This is a genomic window from Euzebyales bacterium, assembly GCA_035461305.1.
Taxonomy (GTDB): Bacteria; Actinomycetota; Nitriliruptoria; order Euzebyales; family JAHELV01; genus JAHELV01.
Genome location: DATHVN010000076.1, coordinates 49,122 through 70,346 on the forward strand (window position 1 = coordinate 49,122; position 21,225 = coordinate 70,346).

At 71.0% G+C, this 21,225-nt stretch carries 22 protein-coding genes; 12 read left to right on the plus strand and 10 right to left on the minus strand.

Annotated features, from left to right (window positions below; all coding sequences use genetic code 11):
• Positions 1 to 4: 4 nt before the first annotated feature.
• Complete coding sequence (locus VK923_07280; protein HSJ44465.1) at positions 5 to 400, minus strand: OsmC family protein; 396 nt, start codon at positions 398 to 400, stop codon at positions 5 to 7.
• On the opposite strand from VK923_07280, the gene VK923_07285 reads away from it, so the two are divergent.
• A complete protein-coding gene (locus VK923_07285; GenBank protein ID HSJ44466.1) occupies positions 399 to 1,841 on the plus strand; it encodes a DUF1116 domain-containing protein in 1,443 nt (480 codons plus the stop codon). The genes VK923_07280 and VK923_07285 overlap by 2 nt on opposite strands.
• Here the strand turns inward: VK923_07285 and VK923_07290 are convergent.
• Genes VK923_07290 through VK923_07305 form a run of 4 tightly spaced genes read right to left on the minus strand, consistent with a single transcriptional unit; the run spans position 1,817 to position 5,768 of the window.
• Positions 1,817 to 3,094 (minus strand): MSMEG_0565 family glycosyltransferase, encoded by a 1,278-nt coding sequence (locus VK923_07290; GenBank protein ID HSJ44467.1) that lies wholly within the window; start codon positions 3,092 to 3,094, stop codon positions 1,817 to 1,819. The genes VK923_07285 and VK923_07290 overlap by 25 nt on opposite strands.
• Entirely contained in the window at positions 3,091 to 4,656 is a 1,566-nt protein-coding gene (locus tag VK923_07295) for a hypothetical protein (GenBank protein HSJ44468.1), read from the minus strand. Before VK923_07295 ends, VK923_07290 begins: the two co-directional genes overlap by 4 nt.
• Complete coding sequence (locus tag VK923_07300) at positions 4,653 to 5,189, minus strand: hypothetical protein (GenBank protein ID HSJ44469.1); 537 nt, start codon at positions 5,187 to 5,189, stop codon at positions 4,653 to 4,655. Before VK923_07300 ends, VK923_07295 begins: the two co-directional genes overlap by 4 nt.
• A 3-nt stretch (positions 5,190 to 5,192) precedes the next feature.
• Entirely contained in the window at positions 5,193 to 5,768 is a 576-nt protein-coding gene (locus VK923_07305; protein HSJ44470.1) for a helix-turn-helix domain-containing protein, read from the minus strand.
• 113 nt (positions 5,769 to 5,881) lie between these two features.
• Here VK923_07305 and VK923_07310 point away from each other — a divergent pair, with 113 nt between their 5' ends.
• From VK923_07310 to VK923_07345, 8 genes are all read left to right on the plus strand, one after another.
• Entirely contained in the window at positions 5,882 to 7,228 is a 1,347-nt protein-coding gene (locus VK923_07310) for an FAD-dependent oxidoreductase (protein ID HSJ44471.1), read from the plus strand.
• Complete coding sequence (locus VK923_07315) at positions 7,225 to 7,470, plus strand: hypothetical protein (protein HSJ44472.1); 246 nt, start codon at positions 7,225 to 7,227, stop codon at positions 7,468 to 7,470. The genes VK923_07310 and VK923_07315 overlap by 4 nt, the downstream gene beginning before the upstream one ends.
• Positions 7,471 to 7,584: 114 nt before the next feature.
• The gene (locus tag VK923_07320; GenBank protein ID HSJ44473.1) at positions 7,585 to 8,070 is read left to right on the plus strand and encodes an MSMEG_0572/Sll0783 family nitrogen starvation response protein; all 486 of its coding nucleotides are present in this window, start codon (positions 7,585 to 7,587) and stop codon (positions 8,068 to 8,070) included.
• 26 nt (positions 8,071 to 8,096) lie between these two features.
• A complete protein-coding gene (locus VK923_07325) occupies positions 8,097 to 8,738 on the plus strand; it encodes a hypothetical protein (protein ID HSJ44474.1) in 642 nt (213 codons plus the stop codon).
• A 96-nt stretch (positions 8,739 to 8,834) separates the two neighbouring features.
• Entirely contained in the window at positions 8,835 to 9,692 is an 858-nt protein-coding gene (locus tag VK923_07330; GenBank protein HSJ44475.1) for an amidohydrolase family protein, read from the plus strand.
• A gap of 5 nt (positions 9,693 to 9,697) precedes the next feature.
• Positions 9,698 to 10,831, plus strand: coding sequence for an MSMEG_0568 family radical SAM protein (locus VK923_07335; protein ID HSJ44476.1), 1,134 nt, complete (start codon positions 9,698 to 9,700; stop codon positions 10,829 to 10,831).
• Positions 10,788 to 11,330: an MSMEG_0567/Sll0786 family nitrogen starvation N-acetyltransferase gene (locus VK923_07340; GenBank protein HSJ44477.1), complete on the plus strand. Its 543-nt coding sequence runs from the start codon at positions 10,788 to 10,790 to the stop codon at positions 11,328 to 11,330. Before VK923_07335 ends, VK923_07340 begins: the two co-directional genes overlap by 44 nt.
• Before the next feature lie 237 nt (positions 11,331 to 11,567).
• Entirely contained in the window at positions 11,568 to 13,643 is a 2,076-nt protein-coding gene (locus VK923_07345) for a RecQ family ATP-dependent DNA helicase (protein HSJ44478.1), read from the plus strand.
• A 314-nt stretch (positions 13,644 to 13,957) separates the two neighbouring features.
• On the opposite strand, the gene VK923_07350 is transcribed toward VK923_07345, so the two are convergent.
• From VK923_07350 to VK923_07370, 5 genes are all read right to left on the minus strand, one after another.
• Positions 13,958 to 15,259 carry an MFS transporter gene (locus VK923_07350; protein HSJ44479.1) on the minus strand — a complete coding sequence of 434 codons (1,302 nt, stop codon included), beginning with the start codon at positions 15,257 to 15,259 and terminating at the stop codon, positions 13,958 to 13,960.
• Between the two features lie 157 nt (positions 15,260 to 15,416).
• Positions 15,417 to 16,877: a benzaldehyde dehydrogenase gene (locus VK923_07355; protein ID HSJ44480.1), complete on the minus strand. Its 1,461-nt coding sequence runs from the start codon at positions 16,875 to 16,877 to the stop codon at positions 15,417 to 15,419.
• Between the two features lie 58 nt (positions 16,878 to 16,935).
• The gene (locus VK923_07360; protein HSJ44481.1) at positions 16,936 to 18,003 is read right to left on the minus strand and encodes an extracellular solute-binding protein; all 1,068 of its coding nucleotides are present in this window, start codon (positions 18,001 to 18,003) and stop codon (positions 16,936 to 16,938) included.
• A 94-nt stretch (positions 18,004 to 18,097) separates the two neighbouring features.
• Positions 18,098 to 18,568, minus strand: a complete 471-nt coding sequence (locus tag VK923_07365) for a hypothetical protein (GenBank protein ID HSJ44482.1) — start codon at positions 18,566 to 18,568, stop codon at positions 18,098 to 18,100.
• Between the two features lie 169 nt (positions 18,569 to 18,737).
• The gene (locus VK923_07370) at positions 18,738 to 18,980 is read right to left on the minus strand and encodes a DUF389 domain-containing protein (protein HSJ44483.1); all 243 of its coding nucleotides are present in this window, start codon (positions 18,978 to 18,980) and stop codon (positions 18,738 to 18,740) included.
• 356 nt (positions 18,981 to 19,336) lie between these two features.
• On the opposite strand from VK923_07370, the gene VK923_07375 reads away from it, so the two are divergent.
• The 3 genes from VK923_07375 to VK923_07385 form a co-directional block, all read left to right on the plus strand.
• Positions 19,337 to 19,798, plus strand: a complete 462-nt coding sequence (locus tag VK923_07375) for a helix-turn-helix transcriptional regulator (protein HSJ44484.1) — start codon at positions 19,337 to 19,339, stop codon at positions 19,796 to 19,798.
• Positions 19,799 to 19,832: 34 nt separating this feature from the next.
• Complete coding sequence (locus tag VK923_07380) at positions 19,833 to 20,261, plus strand: VOC family protein (protein ID HSJ44485.1); 429 nt, start codon at positions 19,833 to 19,835, stop codon at positions 20,259 to 20,261.
• 64 nt (positions 20,262 to 20,325) lie between these two features.
• The coding region (locus VK923_07385; GenBank protein ID HSJ44486.1) for a hypothetical protein at positions 20,326 to 21,225 on the plus strand (900 nt) is incomplete at its 3' end.

Consider the following 21,225-nt stretch of genomic DNA (forward strand, 5'->3'; position numbering starts at 1 on the left):
CGGCTCACGCGCCGCCTACGGCGTACTCGATCCGGGGGGGTTCGATCAGCGTGTTCGAGACGAAGCAGTAGGCCTTCGCGCGCTCGATCAACTGCTCGGCGTCCGCGTCGGCGAGATCGGTCGTGACCTGCACGCGGATCCATGCGAAGCGGTTGCCCTCGTAGTCGGCCTCGACGCGGACCGCCAGCTGCTCGAGCGTGATGTCGCACTTGCGCGACGCGTGCGCCACCGCCATGGTGAAGCACGTGGCCAGCGAGGCGAGGAACAGCTCGGTCGGAGTGGGACCATCATCCGTGCCACCGACCGACTCGGGCTCATCGGCCAGGATATCGAAGTCACGCACCGTGACCTGCGACCGGTACCCGCCCGACCACACGGCCAGGAGCGTCTTGTCAGCCATGAGCAGCGATCGTAACAGTGGGGCCATGACCGCCGATCTGCCGGACGAGCTGCAGGTCGTCAACATCGGGCTGCCGGTCTTTGGCGAGGCGGTCGAACGCCAGGGTGCGCGCGCCATCCAGGTGGACTGGCGCATCCCGGCGGGTGGCGATCGCGAGCAGATCGCGGCGTTGACGCGGCTGCACGGGCGGCACGCCGCGCGCGTCGACGAGGCCAACGCGACGGTCTTCGACCGCCTCGACCAGATCGCGCCACGGATCACCGGCATCCGGCCGGTTGCCGAGGTCGCGGTCGACCTGCCCGAGCGCACGGTGTTGCACTCCGGCCCGCCGCTGCCGTGGTCCCAGCTGTGCGATCCGCTCCGGCGGTCGGTGCGCGCGGCCGTGGTCGCCGAGGGCTGGGCACCGACACCCGCTGACGCCGACACGCTGCTGGACGGCGGCGACGTCGGGCTCACCCCCGCGAACCACCACGGAGGCGCCGTGCCGATGGCCAGCGCCATCGGGCCGTCGACGCCTGCGCTCATGGCCGAGGACCCCAAGGGTGGCACCCGTGCCTTCTCCGCCGTCAACCAGGGCCCCGGTCGCAGGGCCTGGATGGGCACCGACGCGCCCGAGGCCGTGGAACAGCTGATCTGGCTGCGCGAGGTCGGCGGTCCTGTGCTGGCCGCCGCGCTCGACGCGCATGGTCCGGTGAACGTGTTCGCCCTGGCAGCGCAGGGCCTGCAGATGGGCGACGACCTGCACATGCGCACGCAGGCCGCAACCAACCTGCTGGTACGTGACCTGCTGCCGTCACTGGTCGCCCTCGACGACCCGCGCACGGCCGAGGTCGCACGGTTCCTGTCCTCGAACCACCTGTTCTTCCTCAACCTCGCGATGGCAGGGGCCAAGGTCGTCGCGGACGCAGCCAGCGGGGTGCACGGATCCAGCGTCGTCGTGTCGATGGCGCGCAACGGCACCACCTTCGGCATCCGGCTGTCGGGCACCGGAGACCGCTGGTTCATCGCCGACGCGCCGCCGGTCGGCGACGCGCTGTACCACGAGCAGTACGGCGACGACGACGCGGCACCCGATATCGGCGACAGTGCGGTCCTCGAGCTGGTGGGACTCGGGGGGGCCGCCGCGGCGGCGTCACCCGCCGTCGCCGGCTTCCTCGGCGGGACACTCGCCCAGGCCGTGGAGACCAGCGAGACCTTCGAGCAGCTGTGCATCGGGCGCAGCCGGCGGTTCAAGCTGCCGTACCTGGACTTCCGGGGATCGCCCGTCGGCGTCGATGCCCGCCGGGTGGTCGAGCTCGAGCGGACGCCGGCCATCAACACCGGGATCCTCGACGCCGAGCAGGGGCGCGGGCAGATCGGCGCCGGTGTCGCGCGCGCGCCGTTGGCGTGCTTCCGCGATGCCGTCCTTGCGCTTGATCAGGCGCTGTCGAATCCCGACTGACGCCGGAGCGCGCCGGCGGCAGCGGCGTCATGGACCTCGGCGTGCTGCCGCGCGCACGCGGCCCACGTGAACATGGACGCAACACCGGGGCCCGTGGCGCCCAGCGACGACCGCAGTGCGGGATCGGTGATCACCCGCCGGATCCCGCCGGCGAGGCCGGCGGCGTCGCCGACAGGGGTCAGCACGGCTCCGACGCCATCGTCGAGGAACTCGCGGAAGACGGGGATGTCGCTCGCGATCACCGGCAGTCCCGCCGCCATCGCCTCGAGCACGACCAGCCCGAAGCCCTCCTTGACCGACGGGAACACCAACACATCGGCCGCGTGGTACCACGACGTAAGCTCGGCATCCGACACCGTCCCCACCATCCGGATGTGCTCGGTCAATGCAAGCTGCTCGGCACGGTCGAGGACCTGCTTCCGGTACCGGCGGTGATCCTGGAAGGAATGGCCGCCGACGACGACGAGCAGGGGCGGCGGATCCAGTTCGTCCCGGATCATCGCCAGCGCCTCGATCAGCTCCATGCTGCCCTTGCGAGGCTCGATGCCCCCGACGGTCAGCAGGAGGGAACGGCCAGCGGCGCCGATACGCGCTCGCAGGGTCGACACCGGGATGGCCGGATCGACTGCGAACCGACGTGTGTCGACACCGTTGGTCACGACGGTCGCCGCGACGCCGAACTCGGTGGACAGGCCGTCGCGCCAGTGGCGGCTGACAACGAGCACGTGGTCGGGATCGAGGATCGAGCGCCGCTGGCACTCGATCAGTGCCTCTGTGGTGAAGTCGTCGACGTGGTGCACGGTGCGGATCACACGGATGGGCAGGCCGTCGTCACGGAGGTGCACCGCGGCCCGCGCGGCGATGCAGTCCTGGGTGTGCACGACCGGGTAACCGTCGAGGCCCGCGGCCAACCCGCTGGTGAGCGCCTCGATCGACGCGAACACCCGCTTCTCGAGCGTCGGCAGGTGGGGCGGCGCCGGGATGATCGTCACCGGAGCATCCACCGGCCGGAAGAACCCCACATCCGGGTCGCCGAGCCCGAAGATCCGGACGGGCCGCCCGATCGCGGTCAGCGCCTCGGCCAGGTGGAGCGTGTGCACCACGCCGCCGCGCGGACGTGTCGAGTAGGTGACCAGCGCGACAGGCGCGGGGTTCATGTGGTGTGTGATCTCCAGGCCAACGGACGGGCCCGAGTGGTGCGGCGTCCGAGCGGCGCGCAGGCGGCCGTGCGACAAGGGCGCCGGGCGGTTCACGCCACGTCCTCGGCGATCGTCGGATCACGTGCGGCAATCGCCGCGGCCAGCAGGGCGGCACGGGCGTTGGTGGGCGCGAGCAGGCAACCGGCGTCGGTCAGCTGCGCTCGCTGGCCCGCGAGGTCCTGGGGGTCGTCGTCGGTACCGAGCACGTACGCGACGACAGCCGGTGCGTCGGCTGCGGAGGTGATCTCCTCGCAGACGGGTGCGAGCACGCCCGCGGGGTCGTCGTGGGCACCGTGGCCCAGCACCACGTCGAGCAGCACCACGGCGGTCGCGGGATCCGCGCCGTGTGTGCGCAGCTGCTCGGCTCGCGGCTCCGGATCGATCATCGGGTGCGGACGACCCCTGGTGTACTCCTCGGCCCCGAGGTCCAGGCACTGGTGCGCGTCGTCGTCCGCAGGCAGCCCCCAGCCGTCCCGCAGCGGCGTGTTGGAGTGCACGGCCCCGAGGTGACGGGACGCCAGGACCATCGCCTCGTAGCACAACGTCCCGCCGGAGAACAGCCCGCGCAGCGACCGACGGCCGCCGCCCAGACCTCCGACGGCGTCCCGGGCACAGCGTGCCATGCCGCGGGCGGGATCGGGCCGCGCACGACCCAGCGCGTCCAGCACCGACAGCGCCGCTTGTTCCAGCGACCCTGCCAGCGCCACGTCATGGGGCGCGGTGACCGCGCTGTGGTCGAGGCCGATGAACGCAGCGACGCTCGGCACGCCGTCCAGCTCCTCCAGCAGTGCGTACGCGACCTGCGGCGCCGGTGGCTTGGAGACCACCAGCAGGACCGATGTCGCAGGATCCGCGCACAGCGCCGCCAAGCCCATGCGCAACGCGACGCCGCCGACGTCCGCCGAGGTGTCGCGACCGCCGACGCCGATGACGTGGGAGGGACCCGCGCCCCAGCGGTGCAGCAGGGTCATGACCTCCTGTGCTCCCGTTCCGGCGGCCGCCACCACACCGACGGGACCTGGCTCGACGACGTTGGCGAACCCAAGGCCGACGCCTCCGAGCATCGCCGTGCCGGCGTCCGGGCCCATCACGAGCAGGCCGACGTCGCGGGCGCGGCGCTTCAGCTCGATCTCATCAGCGACGGCGATCCCGCTGCTGAACAGCAGCACGTGCAGTCCGGCCGACAGTGCCTTGTGCGCCTCGAGCACCGCGTACTCGGCGGCGACGGAGATCAGTGCGACGTTGGCGTCGGACAGTTCCTGGACCGCCTGCTCCAGGGTCTGCGGCCCGGGTCGGCCGCCGCCGGACGGGTCGGGTCGGTCGGATCCGTCGTCGCCCTCCAGCGCGGCCTCGCCCGCGGCCAGCGCGGCCCGGGCGGTGTCGTCGTCAGTGGCGGCGACCGCCAGCACCACATCGTTGGCCCCGACACCGTCGAGGTCGCCTGCGGCGAAGCCGGTCTCGATCAGATCGTCCCGGTTGGCCGGGGTGCCCATCAGCGCGGCGACGGTGCCGGTGCCCCCGACGTCGCCCATCGCGCGCCGCGCGGCCATCAGGCGTACCGAGTCCGCGTACTGCTCGGTCTGCACGCGAACGCGGTGCACCGTGTCGGTCGTCATGCGGCGATCTCGTCCTGGCCACGCTCGACGTCGTCGACGACTCGCGTGCCATGGCGTCCGTCGAGCGCGTCGCCGACGTGGGGGTCCGACGTGATCAGGGCGAGGCGCGCTCCGCGGCCGACGAACTCGGTCGTCGACTCGACCTTCGGCCCCATCGAGCCCACGGGGAACTGGCCGTCAGCGAGGTGCGCCCGTGCCTGCGCGACGGTCATCTCGTCGATGGAACGCTGCGCGGGTGTGTCGTAGTCGATCGCGACGGCCGGCACACCGGTCACCAGCACCAGCAGCTCGGCGCCGAGACCGGTCGCCAGGTGCGCGGCCACGCGGTCCTTGTCGATGACGGCGTCGACGCCGTGCAGACCGTCGTCGCTGCGCAGCAGGGTGACGCCGCCGCCGCCGGCGATCACGACCACCGCGTCGACCAGTGCGCGCACGCTGTCCATCTCGAGCACCTCGACCGGCACGTCGTAGGCGCCCGAGGCACCCTCCGGGACGAACGCGTTGCCGCCGAACGCGATCACCGCCGTCGGCATCGATCACCTCGTCCTGAAGGCCATCCACATCGCCCTGGTCACGCCGGAGGAGATGTTCCGCCATTGGTGCGGCCGGTCGGTCCGGAAGTGCAGGGAGTCGCCGGCCGTCAGCGTGTAGCACTCCTCGTCGACCCGGATCTCCATGCCGCCGTCGAGGACGTGGACCAGTTCCTCGCCGGGGTGCTCCATCGGCTGCGCCCCGCTGTCGGCTCCGGCATCGAGCACCGCGACCGCGCCGGCCAGCAGGAACTGACCGTAGGGTCCGCTGATCCCTTGCAGCTCGAGTCCCTGTTTGGAGGTGAGCACCGGACGGCGGTCCGCGGCGGGCGTGAACACGGCGGGACGGCCCAGGTCCTCCTCGTCGACGAAGAAGGCGACCGACCGGTTGAGCGCGGCCGCCAGCTTCATCAACGTCGTGATCGTCGGGGTCATGTGCGAGTGCTCGATCTTGTGGATCGCGGCTGTCGACACCCCGGAGCGGTCGGCGAGCTGCTGCATCGACAGCCCCTTCTGCTGGCGGACCTGGCGGAGCTTGCCGCCGATCGCTCCGACGACAGCATCAAGGGCAGCTTGCGGCACGTGGCACCCACTTGGCAACGTACGGTTCGTTCCGTAGGATCATATCCGATAGGAAAGAAGTTCTGCCACTATCCGATATGGTCGCGCGTGCTGGCACGGCGTGACAGGAGGCAATGGTGCGGATCCTCGTGGTCGGCGGGGGCGCCTCGGGTATGGGCGCGGTCGGTGCAGCGGAGACCGTGAACTCCGACGCGGACGTCGGGATGTTCACGGCATACGAGGACATCGCCTACAGCCCGTGCGGGATCCCCTACGTGCACGGCGGCGAGATCGACGACTTCGACGCGTTGTTCCTGCAGGGCAAGGAGTTCTACGCCGATCGCGGCATCGACGTGCACTACGAGACGGTCGTCACCGACATCGACCTGGACCGCCAGCAGTTGACCGTGCACGACGGATCCACCCACGGATTCGACCGCCTGGTCCTGTGCACAGGCTTCGAGTGGGTGCGGCCGGACCAGCCGGGCAACCAGCTGTCCGGTCTGCACTCGCCCAAGAACATCCGTGAGTCGATGGCGTTCGACAAGGTCCTCGACGACGCCCGGCGCGCGGTCGTCATCGGTGGCACGCCGCTGGGTGTCGAGATGGCAGGCGGCCTGGCCAAGCGTGGTCTGGACACCCACCTCGTCGACACCCATTCCTGGGTGCTGTCGGGCATCGCCGACCCCGACATGGTCGAGCCCGTCGAGGAGTCCCTCGTCGAGCTCGGCGTCACCCTTCACCCGACCACCGAGGTCTCGGCGTTCGTCGGCGTCAACAAGGTCAAGGCGGTCGCCACATCCGCGGGCGACCTCGAGGCAGACGTCGTGGTCATCTGCGACAAGCGCCGGCCCAAGACGGAGCTGGCCGAGGCAGCAGGGCTCGACATCGGCTCGACCGGCGGGTTGATCGTCGATGACCACCTGCGCACGTCGTCCCCGATCGTCTACGCCGCCGGCGACATCATCGAGATCCCCCATGAGCTGCACGGCATCCCGACGCGTGGGTTGACCGGCAGCCACTCGTACGCTGAGGGCAAGGTCGCCGGCACCAACGCCGCGGGCGGAGACCGCAGATACCGACCGGTCGCCGTCCCCTGGGGACTGGTCGCGGGTAAGTGGGCGATCGGCGGCGCGGGCTTCGGCGAGAACCTTGCGGACGCCCTGGGCATGCCGTACGTGGTGGGCAAGGGCCAGGGCATCTCGCGCGCTCGGTACTACCCAGGGTTCAAGCCCGTCTGGGTCAAGCTGCTCGCCGATCCCGAGACGCACGCGCTGGTCGGCGCCCAGATGACCGGCGGCGAGGGCATCAAGGAGCGAGCCGACTTCCTGGCGATGGCCATCCGCAAGCGGATCACGATCGAGGACCTCGCCTCGATGGAGAACGTCTACGCACCTCCGATCGGCGCGGTCATGGAGCCGATCGCGATCTGCGCGCAGGGCCTGCAGGCCGACCTCGAGTCGGGTGCCCGCGACCGATGAGTTGGATCCGACGGCTGTCGCAGTGGCTGCGCTCGAACTCCGAGCGCTACCTGCAGGAGGCCGCCGAACGCGACACGGCGGCACGCTACGGGCGTCCGCCGCCCCTCGTCGGCAGCGGACCTGTCGACCTGTTCTGGCGCTACGTGTTCGTCCCGATCTACCGGGCCCTGCCCTGGCGGATGCGGCTGACCGTGATGCGCGCGATGCCAGGCAGCCACCGCAAGCAGTGGAGAGGAGGCTGACACCCCTGGGTTCGACGTGGGTGGCCACACCACCGGTGCGGTGGCCGCCGACGCCATCGCGGCGACACCGACCGCGAGCACCGGCACACGCAGCAACACGTCAAGGAGGCAGTGATGGCGGACATCGTTGGCGAGCGAGTACAGCAAGGCGACGCGATCGTCGACTACGACCACAAGTACTTCGAGGACATCCAGGCGGAAGAGGGTGAATCGGCGTACGTCTTCATGCACACGGTGCCGTTCGAGGGGTCAGTCGGACTCGTCAACATGCTCACGACGACGCGGATCAACCGGAAGGGGTTCGACACGCACCTGATCCTCTACGGCCCCGGCTCGCTGATGGCGGCCGCTAGTCGCGGCTACCCCAAGGTCGGCGACGAGGCCTTCCCCGGTGCACTGGCCTACAACAAGCAGCTGCAGACGTTCATGGACGAGGGCGGCCATGTGTACGCCTGCCGCTTCTCGGCCGCGGCGCTCTACGGCATGCGGGAGATCGACATGATGGAAGGCGTGCAGCCGCTGAACCCCCTCGACATCCTCGACGCGGTCCTCACGGCGCGCCGGCAGGGGGCATTGGTGCTGCAGACCTGGACGCTGTAGCGGCGCGACGCCCCGAGGTGATGCGGGTGGATCTGCAGGTCGCCGAGGTCGTCGCATGTTGGCGCCGGGCCGAGGAGCGCCTGTACCCGGTCGTGATGGTCGACCCGGAGCGCTACACCCGCATCGTGTCCGTGATCCGGGCGACCGCCGACCGGCTCAGCGCGCACGACACGCCCGACGAGCTGGTCCGAGCCCGTGCGCGCGGCAGCGAGCTGGTCGCTGCATCGTGTGCGGCCGTCGGCGTGCCCGTCGCGCACCTTCCAGACCTCGAGGTGGTCGCGGACGCGGCGTTCGGACTGCGCCATCGTGAGGTCGAAGCCGAGCAGCGCCGCCAGCGGATGGCGGCCGGGATCGTCGCGGCGCGTGCGCGGGGGGACACCTGGGTCACGCTCGACGAGTCCGGACAGCCCGACCCCCTTGGCGCGGCGCCGTACCAGCGCATCGACATGCGGCTCGACGACGGCAGTGGGATCCGGATGTCGATCGACGTCGATCCCGACTCCTATCGGCCGGTCTACACCCTCGAGCGCCTCCGTCTCGACCCAGTCAGCGGGGCCGTGACCGGATCGGCGGACGCCGACCGTGCGACGTTCGCCGATCCCGCAGCGTGGCGGGCGGCCTTCGTGCGCTGGCGGGACGCCGACGCCGAGCGGCCCAGGTGCCCTTGACATCCCGCCCACGCAGTCGTTTCTTATAGGAAACGACGACTTGCCCATATGAAGCGCGGCACTCAGCGCACTGCGAACGCACAAAGGAACGTGAACATGGCGTCACAGGACCGTGTCGAACGGGACGTCTTCGACGGTCACAGCCACATCGGTGAGCTACCGCCGTACGCCTTCTACGACCTAACCGAGCCCGTCAAGCCGACGGTCTACGACTTCCCCGACACCAAGTCCTACCTCGATCACCTCGACACCCTCGGGGTCGAACGTGCGCTGGTGCTCCCCAACTACGGCGTTCCCGACCAGCAGGCCGCGTTCTCGCTGAACCCGGTCATGCTGGACGCGGTCACGTCGACGGACCGGCTGATCGGCGGCCTGTGGGTGTCGTTCCTGCCGCAGAACCGCGAGTCGACGAAGGAGGCCCTGCGCCACGCAGGCGAGGACGGGATCGTGGCGCTCAAGACCACGTTCCTGCTGGGCGGCACACCGAACCCCGACGATTGGGACGAGGAGACCGAGGAGATCGCCAACGCGTGTTTCGACGCCGCCGAGGAGCACGACCTGGTCTTCCACTTCCACACCAGCCCCGGCGGAGCGTCCGACATCAACAACTACATCCCCCTGGTCCAGCGTTACGCCATGCGCGTCAAGACCCACCTCGTGCACTTCGGCGGCGGCGTCAGCGGTCACATCCGCCTCGTTCCCAGGTTCCTCGACTGGGTTGAGGAGGGTTACCGGGTCTACACGGACACGACCTGGTCGATCGGTTTCGGAGCGCGCTGGTTGATGACCGAGATCGAGAAGCGCGGCGTGGGTCACGATCGCGTGCTGTTCGCCTCGGACGAGCCGTGGAGCGACTTCTGGAGCGAGTACTACAAGATCAGGAACGCACCGGTCGGCGACGAGTTGAAGGACCGTGTCCTGCATCGCAACGCCGTGGAGCTCTACGAGAGGTGACGGCCATGCCCAACGCCGACGACCGTGGGTTCGGCACCATGCTCGCCGACCTGCAGAGCTACGGCGCGCGCATCGAGCGTGAGATCGAAGGTCGTCGCGGCGGCGCCGGCCCCTCGGACGCCGGCATGATCTGGGTCGAGGGCGTGCGCGTGACGTTCCCCTTCACCTCCGAGTACGTCGGGAACTCACCCTTCGTGCTGCGCGAGGACGTCGACGGCTGGCACCTGTGGCGCGACGGTGAACCGGTCGCGCGCGCCGAGGTGCCCGACCGCCCCCGCTTCTACGATCTGGAGACCGACGACGGCGTCCCGTACTGGAAGATCGCGCTGCTGCACATCGACTCGCTGGCCAGCACGGTCATCCAGACCTGCAAGCACTGGGGCACCGACGACCAGTGCCACTTCTGCGGGATCGAGCTGTCTCTCGAGGCGGGTGCGACCATCCCGGTCAAGCGGCCGCACCAGCTCGCCGAGGTGGCGGCCGCCGCAAAGGAGCTCGACGGCGCGGTCGACGTGACCCTGACGACAGGGACCACCCATGGCCCTGACCGCGGTGCGCTCTACCTCGGGCGATGTGCGGCGGCGATCAAGGCCGCGACCGACCTGCCGATTCAGGTGCAGTTCGAGCCGCCGGAGGACCTGTCAGTGCTCGACCGGATCAAGGCGCAGGGCGTTGATTCGGTGGGCATCCACGTCGAGTCGTTCGACCCCGACGTGCTGGCACGCATTGCGCCGCCGAAGGCACGCACAGGCATCGACGGCTACTTCCACGCCTGGGAGCGCGCCGTCGCGGTCTTCGGTCGAGGCCAGGTGTCGACCTATGTGATCCTCGGGATGGGCGAGGACCTCGAGCTCACCGTCGACGGCTGTCGCCGCGCGGTCGACGCGGGGGTGTATCCGTTCGTGGTGCCGCTGCGGCCGGTCCCCGGGAGCATCCTCGAGGACCGGCTACCGCCATCACCCGACTACGTCGAGGCGATCTACCGGCGCGTCGGGCCCTACGTCACCAGCCGCGGCCTGGGATCCTGGAACGTCACCGCAGGGTGTGCACGGTGCCAGGCGTGTTCGGCCATCGCCGCCTTCGAGGAAACCGACGATGCTTCGACCCGCACTCGTCTCCCCGTTCTCGGCGTCAGCTGACGAGATCCGCCGGGCCCGCAAGGGCCCGACCCTGTCGTGCCGTGCCGCGGCGGACGATGAGCTGGCGCTGCACTGGCGTATCCGTCACGAGGTGTTCGTCGACGAGCAGGGCGTCTTCGACGTCGACGACCGCGACGAGTTCGACGACCGCGCCGGCACGGTGCATGCGCTCGGCTTGTGCGGCCCAGTCGCTGCGGGCACGGTGCGGTTCTACCCCCTCAGCGACCCCCGGCTGTGGAAGGGTGACCGCCTCGCAGTGCTCCCGCCCTTCCGCAGCCTCGGACTCGGTGGGCCACTCGTGCGCTTCGCCGTGCACACGGCAGGCACGCTGGGAGGCGAGCAGATGATCGCCTACATCCAGCCGCAGAACGTCGCGGTGTTCGAGCACCTCGGCTGGCGGACCGTCGGCCCGCTGATCGACTACGTCGGCCAGCCGCATCAGAAGATGCTGATTGACCTGTTGCGGTCCGACCCTCCCCACGTGACGCTCGTCCCGTAACGCCGTAGCGCACCACCATCTGGGGCGGCTGGTCCGAGGATGGAGTGGGGTCATGCGGCGGGTTCGAGGGTGACGCGGTAGCCGAGGGCTTGGAGCTGGCGGACGTGGTTGTGGGTGAGTGTTCGCGGGTGATGCGGGTGTCGTGGTAGTCGGCGCCGAGATCGTGGTGGCGGGCGTCGTCCACAGATGACGACCCAGCATCGCGCCCGGTGCCCCACACCGGTCTACCCTCCGACCATGGATGCGACGACCACACGGACCCCGGACGGCCTGCTGGCGGGGATCGCAGGCGCCGACGCGACGTTCCGGCCGGGTCAGCGCGAGGCGATCGCCGCCCTGGTCGACGACCGCCGACGCGTGCTGCTCGTCCAGCGGACCGGCTGGGGCAAGAGCGCCGTCTACTTCATCGCGACCCGGCTGCTGCGGGACGCGGGTGCCGGCCCAACGCTGCTGATCTCCCCCCTCCTGGCACTCATGCGCAACCAGATCGACATGGCAGAGCGTGCCGACGTGCGGGCCGCCACGATCAACAGCGCCAACACCGACCAGTGGGCCGAGATCGACCGGCAGCTCCGCGTCGACGAGGTCGACCTGCTGCTGGTCTCGCCGGAACGGCTCAACAACCCGCGGTTCCGCGACCAGCTCGACGAGGTCGTGGCACCCCGCGCCGGTCTGCTGGTGATCGACGAGGCGCACTGCATCAGCGACTGGGGCCACGACTTCCGCCCCGACTACCGCCGCGTCAGGACGCTGCTGGCGCGCCTGCCCGAGGACCTGCCGGTGCTCGGCTCCACGGCGACGGCCAACGACCGGGTGATCCACGACATCAGCGAGCAGCTCGGCAGCGACCTGCTGGTGCTGCGCGGCACGCTGGACCGCGAGAGCCTGGCGCTGCAGACGATCGTGCTGGGCGACCCGGCCGCACGTCTGGCGTGGCTCGCCGCCCACGTCCCGACGCTGCCAGGCTCGGGCATCGTGTACTGCCTGACCGTCAGCGACGTCGAGCGGGTCGCGTCCTGGCTGCGCGACCACGGCGTCGCCGCCGAGGCTTACTCGGGTGGGACCGACGCGACCGAACGCGAGGCGATCGAACAGCGGCTGTCCGACAACGACCTCAAGGTCGTCGTCGCGACGTCGGCACTCGGGATGGGCTACGACAAGCCGGACCTGCAGTTCGTCGTGCACTACCAGTCCCCCGGCTCGCCGATCGCCTACTACCAGCAGGTCGGACGGGCGGGACGCGGCGTCGACCGCGCCGTCGGCGCGCTGCTGTGCGGCCACGAGGACGTCGACATCCAGGACTGGTTCATCTCGACGGCCTTCCCGCCGCGCGAGCAGGCCGAACGGGTCGTCCACCACCTCGCTGCAGCGGCCGGTCCGGTGACGCTCGACGAGCTGCAGGCCGAGGTCAACATCGGCTACACGCGCCTGACCGCCATGCTCAAGGTGCTCGCCGTCGAGGGCGCCGTCGCACAGGCCGGATCCACGGTCAAGTGGGAGCGCACGGACCAGCCGTGGGCCTACGACGAGGATCGCGTCGAGCACGTCACCGCGATCCGGCGGCGCGAGCAGCAGGCGATGCGCGAGTACGCGACCACCCCCGGGTGCCTCATGGCGTTCCTGCGTCGCGAGCTCGACGATCCACACGTCACCGACTGTGGACGCTGCGCCAACTGCGCCGGCCCGCCGCTGCCCAAGACGTTCGACCCGGCCATCGCCACCGAGGCGTCGCGGTACCTGCGCAAGGAGCGGCTCGAGCTGACACCACGCAAGCAGTGGCCGCGCGGGCTCGAACAGCTCCGCGGACGGATCGGTGACGCCCAGCGTGTGGAGCCCGGACGCGTCCTGTGCCGGTGGGGCCGCGCGGGCTGGGGACCACTGGTCGAGCAGGGACGGCTGCGCGACGACCGGTTCGACGATCGGCTGGTGCATGCCTCGGTCGAGCTGATCCGTGACGCATGGCGGCCCGACCCGGCGCCCGGATGGGTCGCCTGGGTGCCGTCGCTCCGGCGGCCGGCACTCGTCGCGGACCTCGCGCGACGGATCGCCGCCGAGCTCGGGCTGCCCGCCGTCGGGGCCGTGGCGATCCGGGCGGAGACGCCGTCGCAGCGGACGCGCAACAACAGCGTGCAGCAGGCCGCGAACGCGCTCGCGGCCTACGAGGTCAGCGGGACGCCGCCGACCGGTCCCGCGCTGCTCGTCGACGGCATGGTGCACTCCCAGTGGACGTTGACGGTCGTCGGCCTGCTGCTGCGCGAAGCGGGCGTCGCCGCGGTGCACCCCTTCGCGCTGACGACGTCCGCCACCGGCTGAGCGTCACCCCGCAGGGAAGCGTGCACGCACGGCCGCGTGCACGGCGTCCGGCGTCGGCTCCACGTCAACAGCGCCTGCTCGACCGTGTGCAGCACCGCCCTCGTGCCGGTGCCCAGCGCGCGGTCGGCGTCCGCGACGCGCAACCGATCACGCGCCATCAGGACCTCGATGGCCAGCACGTCCTCGAGCAGCCCCAGCGCGCGGTCGGCCTGTCGCACCGACAGCGGGGCTCCCGTGCCGTGATCCTTGACACGCGGCCGTGCGGGCCGGCTACCGCTCGGGCTCGTGCCGGCTACCCCTCCGGCTCGTGCCGGCTACCCCTCGGGCTCGTGCCGGCCGCGGCCATGCCCCACGTCCGTCCGGTGGTCGGGCACGCGGCGCCGGACCGCCAGCAGGATCCCGAGCGTCGCCGTCACGTGCACGACGAGCATCGTCGGCGTCAGACCGACCCGCGCGCCGACCCAGCCGAACGCCGCTGCGAGCGGCAGCACCCCGTACAGTGACGTGATCGCCAGCACCATGCCGCCGCGGTTGGGCACCGCCTTGAGCGCGCGCGCCCGCACCAGTGGCCACACGGGTGCGACCGTCAGTGCCAGCGGCACCGCCAGCACGACCTTGGCCGTCACGCCCGGCACCAGCAGCCAGACCGGGTAGATCAGCACGTTGGCGGCACACGCCACGGTCAGGATCCTGCGCGCGTCGTGACGCTGCACCCAGCGGTCCAGCAGCGCCAACCCGACGACCGACGCCGCGAGCTCGACCGCCGCGTGCACAGCGACCATGGACTGCGACGCACCGACCTCACCACCCAGCCACACGGGCTCGAACAGCGTCGGAACCTCGGCGACGGCGTCGCCGAGCAGCGCGAGCAGCCAGATGCGCGCCTCGTGGTCACGTAGCACGACGCCGAGGTTCTCGCGCACCTGCCGCAGCGACCGCTGCACCGGCTCGATGGACACCGCACCACCGCCGGCGCCGACGCCAGCGGGACCCGGTACCGGCGTGGTGGCCAGCAGCACCGCGTACAGCAGGATCGCCAGCCCAGCGCCGACCAGCGCGATCCGGGCGTCGCCCCCCACCCAGGCGACCACCGCGATCGCGGCGGGCGCGAGCAGCGCTCCGATCGTGTCGAGCAGCGTCTGGCGTGCTCCGATCCGTTCCTCGGCGTCCGGGTGCATCTCGACCAGCAACACGTCGGTCGTCTGCGCCAGCGGCCCGGACGCCGCGCCGGCCACGACGAACGCCAGCACCAGCCAGCCGTAGCTCGGCGCGCCCGCCACCAGCAGCAGCGCGACGGCCCAGCCGAGCGCTCCCCAGACCAGCAGCGCCCGGCGCCGTAGGACGTCGATCCCCGCCGCCGCGACCGGCTCCACGACCGCGGCCACGGCGTACAGCGCCTGCAGACACCAGCCCACCTGCGCAACCGTCAGCCCGAGCCGCGTCCGCAGGGTCGGCATCAGGACCAGCGGGATCCCGCTGGCCAACTCGTCGACGAACCGGCCGAACAGCGCGAGCACCACTGCCCGGTCGGTCACGTCCTCACGGCGATGGATGCCGCGCACGCCGAGTCGGCGCGCCACCCACGCGTAGATCACATCAGAGCGCTCGTCAGCCACCTCGTCCTCCCCACCTCGTCGACAATGCACGTCGGTGGGAGGACGCGGCGGCGAACGCGCCGGTGCCGGGATGCAGCAGTCCGGCGCGCGCTGCCCGGGGTCAGATCACCTGGGGATGTGGTCGGGCGTCATCAGAGACAAGTCTATGCCGGCGTCGTCAGAACGGGTACGGACTGATGTCACCCTGCAGCGTCAGCCACTGCGTGTTGGTGAACGCCTCGATGTTGGCCGCGGGTCCACCGAGGCGCGCGCCGGTACCCGACGCACCGACGCCGCCGAACGGTGCCACCGCCTCGTCGCTGATCGTCTGGTCGTTGATGTGGACGATGCCCGACGGGATGCGGTCGGCCAGCTCGACGCCCTTCATGACGTCGCGCGTCAGGATGCCCAGCGACAACCCGTACTCAGTGTCCGACGCCAGCGTGACGGCCTCCTTGATGCTGTCGAACGGCGTGATCGGCGCGACCGGACCGAACACCTCGTTGGCGTAGGCGGGACTGGCGGTCGACACGTCGGTCAGAACCGTCGGCCGGTAGAACAGGCCTTCGTAGGTTCCCCCGGCGGCGAGCGTCGCGCCACCCTCGACGGTGGCGGTCACCATGTCGTGGATCCTGTCGCGCTGCGACTCGTCGATGATCGGCCCGAGGGCGACCTGATCGGTCATCGGGTTGCCGACCGGGATGTTCTTCGCCTTGTCGGCCAGGACGTCGACGTACTCGTCGATCACGCCACGCTGCACCAGATGCCGTCCGGTCGTCATGCAGATCTGCCCCTGGTGCATGAAGGACCCGAAGGCGCCCGCGCTCGCCGCAAGGTCGAGGTCGACGTCGTCGAGCACGACCAGAGCCGAGTTGCCGCCCAGCTCCAGGAGCGCGCGCTTGAGCCTGCGAGCGGCCGCCTCCGCGACCTTCCGGCCGGCAGCCGTCGAGCCGGTGAACGAGATCACCCGCACCCGTGGGTCCTCGACCAGCGCCTGGCCGACATCGGCGCCGCCGGGCACCACGTGGAGCACGCCCTCGGGCAGGCCCGCCTCCTGCAGCACGCGCGCGACGATCACGCCGCCGGTCACCGCGGTCCGCGGGTCCGGCTTCAGCACGACCGCGTTGCCGAGGGCGATTGCCGGTGCGACGGACCGGATCGACAGGATCAGCGGGAAGTTGAACGGCGAGATCACGCCGACCACGCCCACCGGCAGACGACGTGCCAGGCTCATGCGCGGCTGGGCGCTGCGCAGGATCTCGCCGGTCGGGTGCGAGGCGAGCGCCGCCGCCTCGAAGCACTCCTGCGCCGCGACGTGGGTCTCGAGCGCGGCCTTGGGCGTGATCGCGCCGGTCTCACGCATGATCCACGTGTGCAGCTCGTCGGCGTCGGACTCGAACAGCTCACCGGCGCGGCGCAGCACGGCCGCACGCTCCTCGAACGACGCCGCCGCCCAGTCCCGCTGCGCGGCGGCGGCCCGGTCGGTCGCGGCGGTCAGATCGTCGATGTTGGCCAGCCCATAGCTGCCGATCTGGTCCCCGGTGGCGGGCTCACGGATCGGTGTGGCCCCTCCCGACGACTCGACCCACGATCCGTTGAAGATCCTGCCGTCCCAGCTGCCATCGTCGAGGAGCGCCATCACGTGCCTCCAGTCACATCGGCCGGCGTTCGCATAACGAACACACGTTCAGCAGAGACTATGACCGGATCGTGCGCCTGTGAACCCCGGTCCGGGGGTCATCCGCCGTCGACCAGCTCGTAGCCGGCGTCGATGTCACTGAGCACGGTCGGCAGCTGCGTCCCCGAGACGTAGTCGACGATGCCGGTCCAGAACGTCCCCGTCCCGACCGGACGGCGCCATCAGGTCCGAGGCGTCGATGCGGATGACCTCGGCATCGGCGACCAGTTGCGCCACGCGCGCGTCGAACGCGTCGGCGTATGCGTCGAGGTCGAACTTGACGTGGGGGGACAGGAACCCCCCGAGCTCGGCCCAGCATCGGCAGCAGGGCTTCCTCGACCGGCGTCGCCAGCACCGCGCGCGCCCCACCAGGCACCCAGCGCTCGGTCAGCGCGATCCGGCCGAACTGCTCGAACGCGGTCGCGACGGGCCTGGTCGAGAACGCCAGCGTGCCGTCGGTCCAGCCGTCGTAGACCTGCGTACCGTGCATCCGCAGCACCAGGTCCTCGACCCAGTCGGTGCCCATCCAGCCGGTCGCACCGGACGCCTCCATGCCGAGACACCAGGGCACCGTGCCCGTGGCCTCCATCCGGTCGGTGAGCACCAGCAGCGCGCGCCAGGTGGCCGGCGGGTCGAGGCCCGCGTCACGGAAGGTCGTCGGCGGGTACCAGACCAGGCTCTTCGCCTCGATCCGAAACGTGACCGCGACGCGCCGACCGTCGACGACCCCGACATCGGTGCCACGCACGTAGCGCTGCGTCGCGGCATCGATGACGTCGTCCGGCGGCACGAGCTGGCCGTCGCGGGCGAGCTCCCGGACGAGCGAAGGCTGTGGGATCGGCGCGACGGCCGGGGCGTCACCGTCCCGCACGCGCTCGCGCAGCCGCGCCGCCAACTCCGCGGTCCTCACGTGCCGCGTCGTCACGCCCGGCCTGGCCGTGCACGCGTCGAGCACCGCCAGGATCGCGTCTGCATCCGGACCCCGGTGGGGGGTGAACACAGCGACGACGTCCTCGTCGTCAGCTCGCGGCTCCGCGGTCGCGGCGGTGCACGCCGCGACCGCGACGATGGCGACGAGAGCGCACACACTCGGACCGCGCGGGACGCCGTCGCCCGCGCGTGCCACACCGCCGGACGGGTCGCCGCGCCCTGCCGGCACGTTCGGCGGGTGTCGCTGCGGTTCATCCAGCAGTCGCCTCGTCGTGCTGCTCCGCGCGGTACTCGACCGTCACGTCGATCGGCGTGGCGACGACAGCCGCGAGCATCTCGGCGAGCCGCCACGCGGGCTCCGGCTCGCTGCTGGACGCCACGACCACGTCGACCGTCGCCCGGTCCGGCCCGGCGTCGCGTTCGAGCTCCACGAGCCGCGCCTGCGTATCCCAATCGTCGACCGCCGCCAGCACGGCACGGCTGAAGCGCTGGTCGGCAGCCCCTTCGATGGTGTGGGCGGTCAACGGCACCGCGACGGCTGAGAGCGCGAGCGCCGCCAGCACGAGGCCGAGGCGCACCCAGGTTCGCACCAGCCTGCGCACCTCGGGTGGCACGAAGCCCGACACCAGCATCACGATCATTGCCGACAGGATGATCGCGAGCATGTTCGTCGCGTACAGCAGCAGCGCACCGAGCGCGCTCTGGACCGCGCGGATCTGCAACGTGATGCCGACGGTGGCCGGCGGCGGGACGAACGCACCGCGATCGCGACGCCCGGCAGCGACGAGCCGGCTCGCGACAGGGTCAGGACGTAGCCACCGGCGAGGCCCGCGACGATCGCGATGCCCAGGTCGATCAGGCTCGGCGACGTGCGGGCGAGCAGCTCGCCGGTCAGCACGTCGGCCGTGATCTCGCCGGCATGCCCGACGAGACCAGCCATCCGGTCGCCATCGCCGCCATGGTGCCGATCAGCAGCACCGCACCGCTGATCGCCAGGCGACGTGGCTGTCCGTGCACCGCGGCACCCGCGACCGCCAGGATCGGTGTCATCAACGGTGCGACGAGCATCGCACCGATCACCACCGCCGCGGAGTCCGTGACCAGCCCGATGGCCGCGATGGTGGTCGACAGCACGAGTAGAACCGAGAACCTGGCCAGGAACGGCCGCCCCTCCGCATCTTCGAAGACAGCTCGTTGAGGATGGCACGGCGCGTCTCGTCGTCCCAGGTGGGTGGGCGCCACAGCGCCATCCGGCCGAGCACCGTCAGCGGCGTGCCGTCTCCGATCCCCGCGGACCGCACAGGTGTCCCGCCGTGCCCGTGGTCACCCTCCATGGCACCCGATCGTACCCACGTGCCCACCGCGTCCGCTGACGCCCACCACGGCCGTCGCCGTGCGACGATGGTGTCAGGACCACCCGCTCAGACCAGAGACCAGCGTGCCGGTCGGCGGGACCTCGGCCGAGACGCACTGACCCATGGGAGGCACGCATGGCCGACGGGGCGCTGCACGTGCCCGACGACCTGCTGGTTCACCTGCGTCGGGCTCGGGATCTCGCGGACCGGTGCTACGCGGACCCGCTCGACCTGGCGGCGCTGGCCGCGGAGGCCAGGGTATCGAAGTACCACTTCCTGCGCTGCTTCGCGTCGGTGTACGGCACCACGCCCGCGCGCTACCTGTCCGAGCGGCGGATCGAGCGGGCGCAGGACCTGCTGCGCGCGACGAACCTCACGGTGACCGAGATCTGCATGCTCGTCGGGTTCTCGAGCCTCGGCTCGTTCAGCGCGCGCTTCACCGACCTGGTCGGCATGAGCCCGTCGGCGTACCAGGCGAAGTACGCGGCGGAGGGCACGCCGCGGATCCCCGGCTGCTATGTGTTCATGCACGGCCTGAGCGATCGGCCGCCGGGCTCCGCAACCGCGGAGAAGCGCCGGCCGGACGGCGGCTCCTAGGGTGCCCGCCGACCCAACTCGTGAAGGAGGCACCATGATCACCAACATCTCGCTGGTCACCCTGTACGTGCACGACCAGGACGAGGCGCGCGACTTCTACGTCGACAAGCTCGGGTTCGTCCCAAACGCCGACGTGACGATGGGCGAGGGCTTCCGCTGGGTGACGATCAGCCACCCCGATCAGCCCGAGCTCGAGGTCACGCTGATGCTGCCCGGGCCGCCCCTGTCCGACGAGATGGCCGCCGCCGTGCGCCGGGAGCTCGACAAGGGGCAGATGGGCGGCCTCGGGCTGAGCACCGACGACTGCCGCAAGGCGTACGAGGAGCTCAGCGCCCAGGGGGTCGACTTCGTCCAGCCCCCGTCGGACCGGCCCTACGGGGTCGAGGCGGTCATGCGCGACAACTCGGGCAACTGGCTCGTACTGGTCGAGCCCCGGCCGTTCTCCCCCGAGGACTCCGGCTGAGCCACGCGGCGCGGCCGGTCGACCGGCCGCGCCGTCGCCGCACCAGGGGTGCAGCGTCAGTCGCGTGGCACCCGTCGAGTGGTTCCCTTACCGGACCGGCGGCACAGCGCGGTCCCTCGGCGACCGGCTCGAGCTGGCCGTACTGCTCGTGCCGGTCGCCGAGGCGCGCCCACATCTGATCGACGGTCCGCCGCGGAATCCGTCCCGACGCGCTAGCTTCGAGACGTTTCGTCCGTCCCGAATGGACCTCCGTGGCGAACCAGTGATCGGCAGGCCGCCATCCCCGCCTGAGCCCCTCCCGCCGCCGGCCCGACCCGAGCCGTCGAGCGACGAGCGGCCCGGCGGCGTCGCGCGATGGACGCTGCGGGCCCAGCTGCTGCTGATCGGCGTGCTGGGGTGCCTGCCGGTCGTCACGGTGCTGGGCGCGGTCCCCGGACGGCGCCCGGCCGTGCTGATCGAGTGGATGTTCAGCGGCTTCGTGCGGTGTGCGCTGCAGGGTGGCGCGTTGAACCCGTTGATCATGACGTGCGACCGCGCCGGTGTGCCGGTCGGCATGCACCAGCTCGACGGGGGGTTGACGTATCCGCTCGGGGGGCTCGCTGTCCGGGCCGGTGCGGCGCCCCTCACGGCATGGAAGCTGGCGGTGGTGCTGACGCTCGCGGTCGGCTTCGTCGCGCTCGCCTGGCTGGCCCACCGGCTGACCGGTTCACGGCTGGCCGCCGCCGCAGCCGTCGCCCTGCTGGGCTTCGATGCCACGCTGACCGCACGCACCTGGAACTGGTACTGGAACACCGTCGCCTTCGCGCTGCTGCCGGTGCTGCTGCTGGCCCTGCTCGCCTTGTTCGACCGGGCCACCCGACAGCGACCGGCCGCGCTGTGGGCGCCCGCCATCGCCGTCACGGCCATGGTGCTGCTGATCGCGATCGAGTGGCAGTACGCCGGACTGTTCGCCGCCGCGATCGCC

Bases quoted from the DNA above. Each gene is read 5' to 3' on its own strand.
- VK923_07285 (HSJ44466.1), top strand. From the start codon at position 399: ATGAGCAGCGATCGTAACAGTGGGGCCATGACCGCCGATCTGCCGGAC.
- VK923_07280 (HSJ44465.1), bottom strand. From the start codon at position 400: ATGGCTGACAAGACGCTCCTGGCCGTGTGGTCGGGCGGGTACCGGTCG.
- VK923_07295 (HSJ44468.1), bottom strand. From the start codon at position 4,656: ATGACGACCGACACGGTGCACCGCGTTCGCGTGCAGACCGAGCAGTAC.
- VK923_07300 (HSJ44469.1), bottom strand. From the start codon at position 5,189: ATGCCGACGGCGGTGATCGCGTTCGGCGGCAACGCGTTCGTCCCGGAG.
- VK923_07310 (HSJ44471.1), top strand. From the start codon at position 5,882: ATGGTGCGGATCCTCGTGGTCGGCGGGGGCGCCTCGGGTATGGGCGCG.
- VK923_07315 (HSJ44472.1), top strand. From the start codon at position 7,225: ATGAGTTGGATCCGACGGCTGTCGCAGTGGCTGCGCTCGAACTCCGAG.
- VK923_07320 (HSJ44473.1), top strand. From the start codon at position 7,585: ATGGCGGACATCGTTGGCGAGCGAGTACAGCAAGGCGACGCGATCGTC.
- VK923_07330 (HSJ44475.1), top strand. From the start codon at position 8,835: ATGGCGTCACAGGACCGTGTCGAACGGGACGTCTTCGACGGTCACAGC.
- VK923_07335 (HSJ44476.1), top strand. From the start codon at position 9,698: ATGCCCAACGCCGACGACCGTGGGTTCGGCACCATGCTCGCCGACCTG.
- VK923_07340 (HSJ44477.1), top strand. From the start codon at position 10,788: ATGCTTCGACCCGCACTCGTCTCCCCGTTCTCGGCGTCAGCTGACGAG.
- VK923_07345 (HSJ44478.1), top strand. From the start codon at position 11,568: ATGGATGCGACGACCACACGGACCCCGGACGGCCTGCTGGCGGGGATC.
- VK923_07355 (HSJ44480.1), bottom strand. From the start codon at position 16,877: ATGGCGCTCCTCGACGATGGCAGCTGGGACGGCAGGATCTTCAACGGA.
- VK923_07375 (HSJ44484.1), top strand. From the start codon at position 19,337: ATGGCCGACGGGGCGCTGCACGTGCCCGACGACCTGCTGGTTCACCTG.
- VK923_07380 (HSJ44485.1), top strand. From the start codon at position 19,833: ATGATCACCAACATCTCGCTGGTCACCCTGTACGTGCACGACCAGGAC.